Annotated in this window: 7 protein-coding genes and 2 pseudogenes; all 9 read right to left on the bottom strand. The window is 65.9% G+C overall.

The window, feature by feature from the left end:
* Positions 1 to 654 precede the first annotated feature (654 nt).
* Positions 655 to 897: a hypothetical protein gene (locus ASC87_RS32310; RefSeq protein WP_157604431.1), complete on the bottom strand. Its 243-nt coding sequence runs from the start codon at positions 895 to 897 to the stop codon at positions 655 to 657.
* Positions 898 to 937: 40 nt separating this feature from the next.
* Positions 938 to 1,036: pseudogene (locus ASC87_RS32565) on the bottom strand (transposase domain-containing protein); the annotation flags it as partial.
* An 84-nt stretch (positions 1,037 to 1,120) separates the two neighbouring features.
* On the bottom strand, positions 1,121 to 1,258 hold the full coding sequence (locus tag ASC87_RS32560) for a hypothetical protein (RefSeq protein WP_162255216.1): 138 nt from the start codon (positions 1,256 to 1,258) through the stop codon (positions 1,121 to 1,123).
* Positions 1,259 to 1,307: 49 nt separating this feature from the next.
* Positions 1,308 to 1,472: pseudogene (locus tag ASC87_RS34015) on the bottom strand (transposase); the annotation flags it as partial.
* Positions 1,473 to 1,629: 157 nt separating this feature from the next.
* Positions 1,630 to 2,607 carry a helix-turn-helix domain-containing protein gene (locus tag ASC87_RS28320; RefSeq protein ID WP_056671125.1) on the bottom strand — a complete coding sequence of 326 codons (978 nt, stop codon included), beginning with the start codon at positions 2,605 to 2,607 and terminating at the stop codon, positions 1,630 to 1,632.
* Between the two features lie 233 nt (positions 2,608 to 2,840).
* The gene (gene fahA, locus ASC87_RS28315) at positions 2,841 to 4,109 is read right to left on the bottom strand and encodes a fumarylacetoacetase (RefSeq protein ID WP_056671123.1); all 1,269 of its coding nucleotides are present in this window, start codon (positions 4,107 to 4,109) and stop codon (positions 2,841 to 2,843) included.
* Positions 4,106 to 5,398: a homogentisate 1,2-dioxygenase gene (hmgA, locus tag ASC87_RS28310; RefSeq protein ID WP_082569025.1), complete on the bottom strand. Its 1,293-nt coding sequence runs from the start codon at positions 5,396 to 5,398 to the stop codon at positions 4,106 to 4,108. The genes fahA and hmgA overlap by 4 nt, the downstream gene beginning before the upstream one ends.
* Before the next feature lie 13 nt (positions 5,399 to 5,411).
* Positions 5,412 to 6,395 (bottom strand): tripartite tricarboxylate transporter substrate binding protein, encoded by a 984-nt coding sequence (locus tag ASC87_RS28305; RefSeq protein WP_200954560.1) that lies wholly within the window; start codon positions 6,393 to 6,395, stop codon positions 5,412 to 5,414.
* 21 nt (positions 6,396 to 6,416) lie between these two features.
* Positions 6,417 to 6,617, bottom strand: a complete 201-nt coding sequence (locus tag ASC87_RS28300; RefSeq protein ID WP_056671116.1) for a DUF2783 domain-containing protein — start codon at positions 6,615 to 6,617, stop codon at positions 6,417 to 6,419.
* Positions 6,618 to 6,625 lie beyond the last annotated feature (8 nt).

The raw sequence follows: 6,625 nt of genomic DNA, 5'->3' as shown, positions 1-6,625 counted from the left end.
CACCGACCTCACGACGCACTGGGCGGGCTGCCACCGCGCAAGTTCCTGCCCAGGCTGACCACCGTCGCAGACTCCAGGAATGGGCTGTCTACTTGACGGGGGAGCTTACGGTTGCTTCGGCAGGGCGCACTGATCCCGACGCTGGAGGTCGCGATTACGCGTGTCCCATACGTGGCCTTTGCTCTCTTGGAGGACAAGGCGCAGATGCACATCCAAGTTCTGTGGGCACCACGATGCGGATACGGTTTCGAAGTTAGCTTTGGCGGCGTCGGTGAGGTTTTGGAACAGAGGATGCGCTGGGTTTCTTAACCGCGTGCGGGCACTGTCAGCCCAAGTCTGACGGTCCTGCGTGCGGCAGGACCAGACCTTGCTGCTCACAAGTGTGACCCCGACTGTGACCCCGGAAGAAGTGGGAGGTCCGGGAAGCCAGTATCCATGCGGGTTCCAGGCGTTTCAGATCTCTCCCTCCTATGCGTTCGCAGCCTGTCGCTGACTGCCGCGAAGACCAACAAAAAGCCCCGTTCACGGGGCGTTCTTGTGCCCGTTTTCGAGCTCGGAGCATGGCGCACCCCTGAAGCCTCGTAGTAAGCGTCTGGTCATCCGGTCTTTGCTGCCTGATGCGATGGCGTGATCGGCAACTTGGCGTACGTCGCATCAGTCGCGGGTCTGATTTGACATGTTGACCTTGCCATGCGCCGGGCAGTGGACTGAGCCGTTGGCCCCGGTGCTCCAGCCAGCATGTCGGGCTCGAACGGCGATTTCAGCTGCCCATAATTCGATCGGGTGAGTGAACGGTTCATCCGCCGAAGGCTCGAAGATATTCAGACAGCCAGGCGTTTCGCAGCTTACGATGATCACGGTGTAGGCGAGGTCTTCGATTGGGTCTGTGTGCGTCATAGTGGCTTGAGTATTCCACGCCTCTGGCCGGGGAATCACCCTATGCGCCAGGTACAACCGCCCATCGGTGCGGTAACAGCTCGTCGATTCGATGGCTCGGATACATCGGTAGCTGCTCGAGTACGTCCTTGAGATAGACCCACGGATCGACGACCCAGGGCCGTGTGCGAGCCGGCTCGCATGTCCAGAGGTTGTACCGCCAACCACACCGCGTCGATCCGGATCACCTCAGCAGTTCCCGCAGCCAGACCACGCATTCGGCGGCGAACTCTGTCGGCCAACTGATCGAGACGGTCGTCGCGCTGCGCTTGAGTTCGATGCGGATCTCCGGAGTTGGAGCCGGGCTTGCCGCGTGCGGCATCGACAGCTCGATGAACGCGGCCGCCGGGGGTGGCAGGCTCTGTGCCTCGGCGCCACTTGTGCACGAGGTTGGCGTTCAGGTCGTTGGCCATCGCCACCTGAGCGACGGAGGCGCCAGGCTCGGCACATGGCGCGACCACGCGTGCCTTCGAATCGGTGTCATGCCGCCTGCGGGAAGGGGGGCGGCGTCTGGCAAGGTGTCCACCTGAGTTCACGCTGCCGAATCTATGCGCGTGTGTTCTTGTGTCCCCGCTGTTCGCAGGCCACGGCAGCGAGGAGGAAGATGCCAACCTGGCACGCGAGGTGCGCCGCGCGCACCCCGCATCAGCATTCCTGCCAATCACGAAGGTGTGAAGAAGACCGGACGCGGTGCTACTGCGTCACCGCATTGCCTCGTGTCTCGGCAGCCCGCCGTTGGCACGCACCCGGCGTGAGGCCGTAGCGTTGCTTGAACAGGCGATTCAGGTGCGCGCTGCTGCTGAAACCCCACGCGAAGCCGATCTCCGCGGCCGAGCGGTTCGCGTTGGCATCATGCGTGAGCGCCGCGTGGCAGCGTTCCAGACGGCTGTTCCAGATGTGGCGCTCCAGGCTCACATCGTCATCCTCGAACACGCGGTGCAAATAGCGCTTGGAACAGCGAAGTGCATCGGCAATGCGTTGAATGCTCAGCTCCGGATCGGACAGATGCGTCTGCACATACTGGCGCGCGCGCATCTTGAGCAATGAGGGCAGGGGCACTGGCTCTCCGATGCGCCGCAGGGTTTCTGCCAACGTGGAGCCGAGCAGTCCCATGACGGACTCGCTCACAGCTTGGCCCGCACCGTCCGGCAGGCCGGGCAGTTGTTCGCTCAGCGCGCGGAGGTAGCTGCCGAAGACGCCGTGCAGACCGGCCACGTTGTCATTGCCCAGTTCACCGGCGTGCGGCCCGGGCAGTCGCAGGCCGGCGAGCAGTGCACGCGGCACTTGTGTCACGAGCAGGGTGCAGCGTTCGGGGTTGATGATCGAATACGGGGCGCGAGGGTCATAAAGGATCCAGTGGCCCGGCTGCAGCACCACGCGACGCTGCTGCTGTTCGACGACGCCGCGGCCGCCCACCTGCAGCACCAACTTGTAGAAATCGTCGCTTGGCAGTTCGCCGCATGCGGCGTCCCGTTCGACCTGGTGAGCCGGTGCGTCAATGCGGAACATGCGGAGGGATCCCACGTCGAAGGCATCGAGCGAGGCATCCAGCGGCCCGTCGTCCAAGCTGGAAACGCGCAGGCGACCGAAGTAGCGTGTGGTGATATTGCTCCAGGCCTGCGCCCGATCGCAGGCGAGAATCCGGTTCGTCGACCAGTGTGTGTGATGCATCGTGTCCCTCTGCCCATCGTGCCCTTGCAGTTTAGTGGCGCCTTTTGCGCACGGGCCTAGTGAAAGCGCGCAGGCCGGCCGGCCTGCCTTTCACCACACGGACTTGCGGATTGACTGACAGGGAACTCCGGGCCATTGACCGCGGCGCAGATTCGATCGGAGGGCCGGTCCCTCGGAACCGGCATGCTGCAGCGCGACAAAGCGCCGCGATCCGGTGACGTCGTCCGTTCGGACTACCGCCACGAAGGTTCGACGGTCGCTTCACAACGGCCGAAGCCGATGCGGCGGAAGCCGGCCCGCGAGCAGCTGCCGATGAGGGTGACGTTGTCGCCATCTTCGAGGAAGCTTCGCACTTCGCCACCGGGCAAGCCGAAGGGTTGCTTGCCGCCCTGCGTCAGCTCGAGGAGCGAGCCGGCCTGCTCGGGGTGCGGGCCGGACAGCGTGCCCGAGCCGAGCAGGTCGCCGCTGGCGAGTGCGCAACCGTTGACCGTGTGGTGTGCGATCAGCTGCGCTGCGGTCCAGTAGGCTGCGTCCGCGAAGTTCGAACGGCTGATGCACTGCGCGGGGATGCCCGACTCGCGCATCAGGCGGCTTTGCAGCCGGACCTCCAGCTCGATGTCGATCGCGCCCGCGTGGCGATTGGCCTCGCTGTCGAGGTAGGGCAGGGGCTGCGGATCGCCCTCGGGGCGGACCAAGGGGCGCCGGTAGGGGGCCAGGGCTTCCATCGTCACGATCCACGGTGAGACCGTCGAGGCGAAGTTCTTCGACAGGAAGGGGCCGAGCGGTTGGTACTCCCAGGCCTGCACGTCGCGCGCGCTCCAGTCGTTGAAGAGGGCGATGCCGAACAGGTGCTCTTCGGCGCTTGCAATCGGGATTGGCTCGCCGAGGCGGTTGCCACGGCCGACGAACAGGCCTACCTCGAGCTCGAAGTCCAGGCGTTGCGTGGCTGCGAGGCGCGGCGCCGCGTCAGCCGCCTTGAGCTGGCCCTGGGGGCGCATGAACGGGTGGCCGCTCGGAAGAATGGTCGATGCGCGGCCGTGGTAGCCGATCGGCACCCACTTGTAGTTGGGCAGAAGCGGGTTGTCCGGACGGAACAGCTTGCCGACCGTGGCGGCGTGGTGGATGCCGATGTAGAAGTCGGTGTAGTCGCCGATGCGGCAGGGCAACCCCAGTTCGACGGTGCTGGCCGCGAACAGCGCCGCTTGCCACGCCTTCTCTTGCGCGCTACCCCGCCGCAGCCCGTCCGACAGGGAACGGCGCAAGGCTCGCCGCTCGTTCGGCGCCAGCCCCATCAACTGGTTCATGTCGGCGTGGTCGGTCAGCCCGGCAGCGCGCAGGTCGAGCACCTGGTCGCCAATGGCCACGCCGATGCGCCATTCCTCATGGGCCGCGGACCTGAAGCGGCCGAAGGGCAGGTTCTGGACGGGGAAGTCGGTGTCGGCCGAGTTGGCCGACTCGACCCAGCTTTGCAGCGCCGGGTCATGGGTGGCGTCGATTGTCATGGTGTGAAGCGGTCCTTCAGTCCGGCCCAGCAGTGGGCGTAGGTTTCATCGAATGCGCTGTCATGCAGCGCGAACTCGGTGGGGTGGAAGCGCCAACGGCTCTCGAACATGAACGCGAGCGTGTGGTCGAGCTTGTGCGGTGCCAGTTCGGCGCTCGTCGCCTTGTCGAAGGCGTCGGTGTCGGGCCCGTGCGGCACCATGGAGTTGTGCATGCTCATGCCGCCGGGCTTGAAACCCTCGGGCTTGGCGTCGTACTGCCCATGCACCAGGCCCATGAACTCGCTCATCACGTTGCGGTGGTACCAGGGCGGGCGGAAGGTGTCCTCGGCGACCATCCAGCGCGGCGGGAAGATCACGAAGTCGACGTTCGCCGTGCCGGGGGTGTCGCTCGGGCTGGTGAGGACCGTGAAGATCGACGGGTCCGGGTGGTCGAAGCTGATCGAACCGATCGTCATGAAGTGCGCGGTGTCGTACTTCACCGGAGCCAGGTTGCCGTGCCAGGCCACGACGTTGAAGGGCGTCGCCGGTGCGCGCCCTTGCCAGAGCGCGCCGCCGAACTTGCGCACGATCTCGTAGCTGCCGACCGGGTCTTCGAAGGCGGCCACGGGGGAGAGAAAGTCGCGCGGGTTCGCGAGCCCGTTGCTGCCGATCGGGCCGAGCTCGGGCAGCCGGAACGGCGCGCCGTAGTTTTCGCAGACGTAGCCACGCGACGGTCCGTCGACCGCAACCTTGAATGCCATGCCGCGCGGCAGCAAGGCCACCTCGCCGGGGGCAACGTCCAGCACACCGAGCTCGGTGGTGAGGGTGAGCTTGCCCTGCTGCGGCACCAGCAGCAGCTCGCCATCGGCATTGACGAACGCGCGATCGGTCATCGAGCGGTTGGCGAGGTAGAGGTGCGCGGCCATGCCGGTCTGGGCGTCGGCATCACCATTGACGACCACGGTGCGCAAGCCCTCGACGAAATCGGTCGGTGTGCCGGGAATCTCGATCGGTTGCCAGCGCATCGGGTTCGGCGGCGCTGCCACGCCATCGCGGGCGCCGGTCTTGAGAAAGGGTTGCGCGAATGGCTCGAAGCCGCCGACCACCACCGACGGCTGGCGGCGGTACAACCAGCTGCGCAGATTGGCATGGCGCGGTGCGGTGAACGCCGTGCCCGAGAACAGCTCGGCGTACAGGCCATGGGGCACCTGCTGCGGGCTGTTGCGGCCCACGGGTAGTGCACCAGGCACCGCTTCGCTGGCGAACTCGTTGCCGAAGCCGGATTGATAGCGGCGTGGGTTGTCGTTCATGGATGGGTTCATTTCAGTCCAGCCGGATGTTGTTGGCCTTGATCAACTTGCCCCATCGCTCGCGCTCGGCTGCGGCGTAGGAGGCCATCTGCTGTGGCGTGCCGGGCAGTGCCTCCAGGGACAGGGTCTGGAAACGAGCCTTCACGGGCGTCGAGTCGAGCGCCTCCTGCAGGGCCTTGCTCAGCTTGGCCACGACATCCGGGCTCGTGCCGGCGGGAACGACCAGGCCCTGCCACGCATGGGCTTCGAAGCCGGCGAGGCCTTGCTCTGCCAGCGTCGGGATCTCGGCGAGCGTCTTCAGCCGTGCCGGGCTTGCGATGCCGATCGCGCGCAACCTGCCCGAACCGAGGTGCTGCTGCACGCTGGCACTGTCCATCAGGCCGAACGGGATTTGTCCGCCGATCAGGTCCTGGACTGCCAACGCAGCGCCGCGGTACGGCACGTGCTGCAGCTTCAGGCCGGTGCGCTCGCGCAGCAACTCGGTGGCCAGGTGGTGCGGGCTGCCGGCACCGGCCGACGCGTAGCTGATGCCCTCGGGCTGGCTCTTGACCCAGGCCACGAACTCCTTGAAGTCCTTTGCCGGGACTTGAGGGCCAACCACGAGGATCAGCGGAAAGCGCGCCAGCAAGCCGACCGGGGCGAAGTCCTTCACCGGGTCGTAGGGCAGCTTGCTGAACAGCGTGGGGTTCGCGGCGAGCGTCGCGAAGTCGGCCGTCAGCATCACGTTGCCGAAATCCTTCGACTTGGCCACGTAGTCGGCGGCGATGTTGGTCGCAGCGCCGGGCTTGTTGTTGACGACGATGGTGCGGCCGAGTGACTTGCTCATCGCCTCGGCCACCGTGCGGGCAACGGCGTCCGAGCCCCCACCGGCGGCATAGCCGACAACCCATTCGATCGGCTTGTCGCGTTGAGCCTGCGTGATGGCGGGAAGCAGGGCGAAGGGCGCGGCCACCACGATCAGGGCAAGCAGGCGGCGTGCAATGCGAGAGGAGGTCATGGAAGTCCTTCCAGGGCAGGTTCAACGGTCGGTGGGGCGCTGGCGCGCGGCCTCCAGCGCTTCGCGCAGGACGTCGATCGCGCCGATGTGATTGGCGAGCAGCAGGATCAGCCGCGCGTTCAGCGCGTGGCTTTCTTCGATCGGCAAGTCTTTGTGGGCGTCGATCAGCGCTTCGTAGAAGTCGTCCGGTGCGCTCAGGTTCGGGGTGGTGACGAGGGGCATCGCCGGTT

This window comes from Rhizobacter sp. Root1221 (genome assembly GCF_001425785.1).
GTDB lineage: Bacteria > Pseudomonadota > Gammaproteobacteria > Burkholderiales > Burkholderiaceae_C > Rhizobacter.
Note: the sequence above shows the minus strand (reverse complement) of the source record. Positions and strands in the feature narration are given on the sequence as shown.

Excerpts from the sequence above, each read along its gene's own strand:
- ASC87_RS32310 (WP_157604431.1), bottom strand. The coding sequence starts at position 897 with ATGACGCACACAGACCCAATCGAAGACCTCGCCTACACCGTGATCATC.
- ASC87_RS28320 (WP_056671125.1), bottom strand. The coding sequence starts at position 2,607 with ATGCATCACACACACTGGTCGACGAACCGGATTCTCGCCTGCGATCGG.
- ASC87_RS28305 (WP_200954560.1), bottom strand. The coding sequence starts at position 6,395 with ATGACCTCCTCTCGCATTGCACGCCGCCTGCTTGCCCTGATCGTGGTG.
- hmgA (WP_082569025.1), bottom strand. The coding sequence starts at position 5,398 with ATGAACGACAACCCACGCCGCTATCAATCCGGCTTCGGCAACGAGTTC.
- fahA (WP_056671123.1), bottom strand. The coding sequence starts at position 4,109 with ATGACAATCGACGCCACCCATGACCCGGCGCTGCAAAGCTGGGTCGAG.
- ASC87_RS32560 (WP_162255216.1), bottom strand. The coding sequence starts at position 1,258 with ATGCCGCACGCGGCAAGCCCGGCTCCAACTCCGGAGATCCGCATCGAA.
- ASC87_RS28300 (WP_056671116.1), bottom strand. The coding sequence starts at position 6,617 with ATGCCCCTCGTCACCACCCCGAACCTGAGCGCACCGGACGACTTCTAC.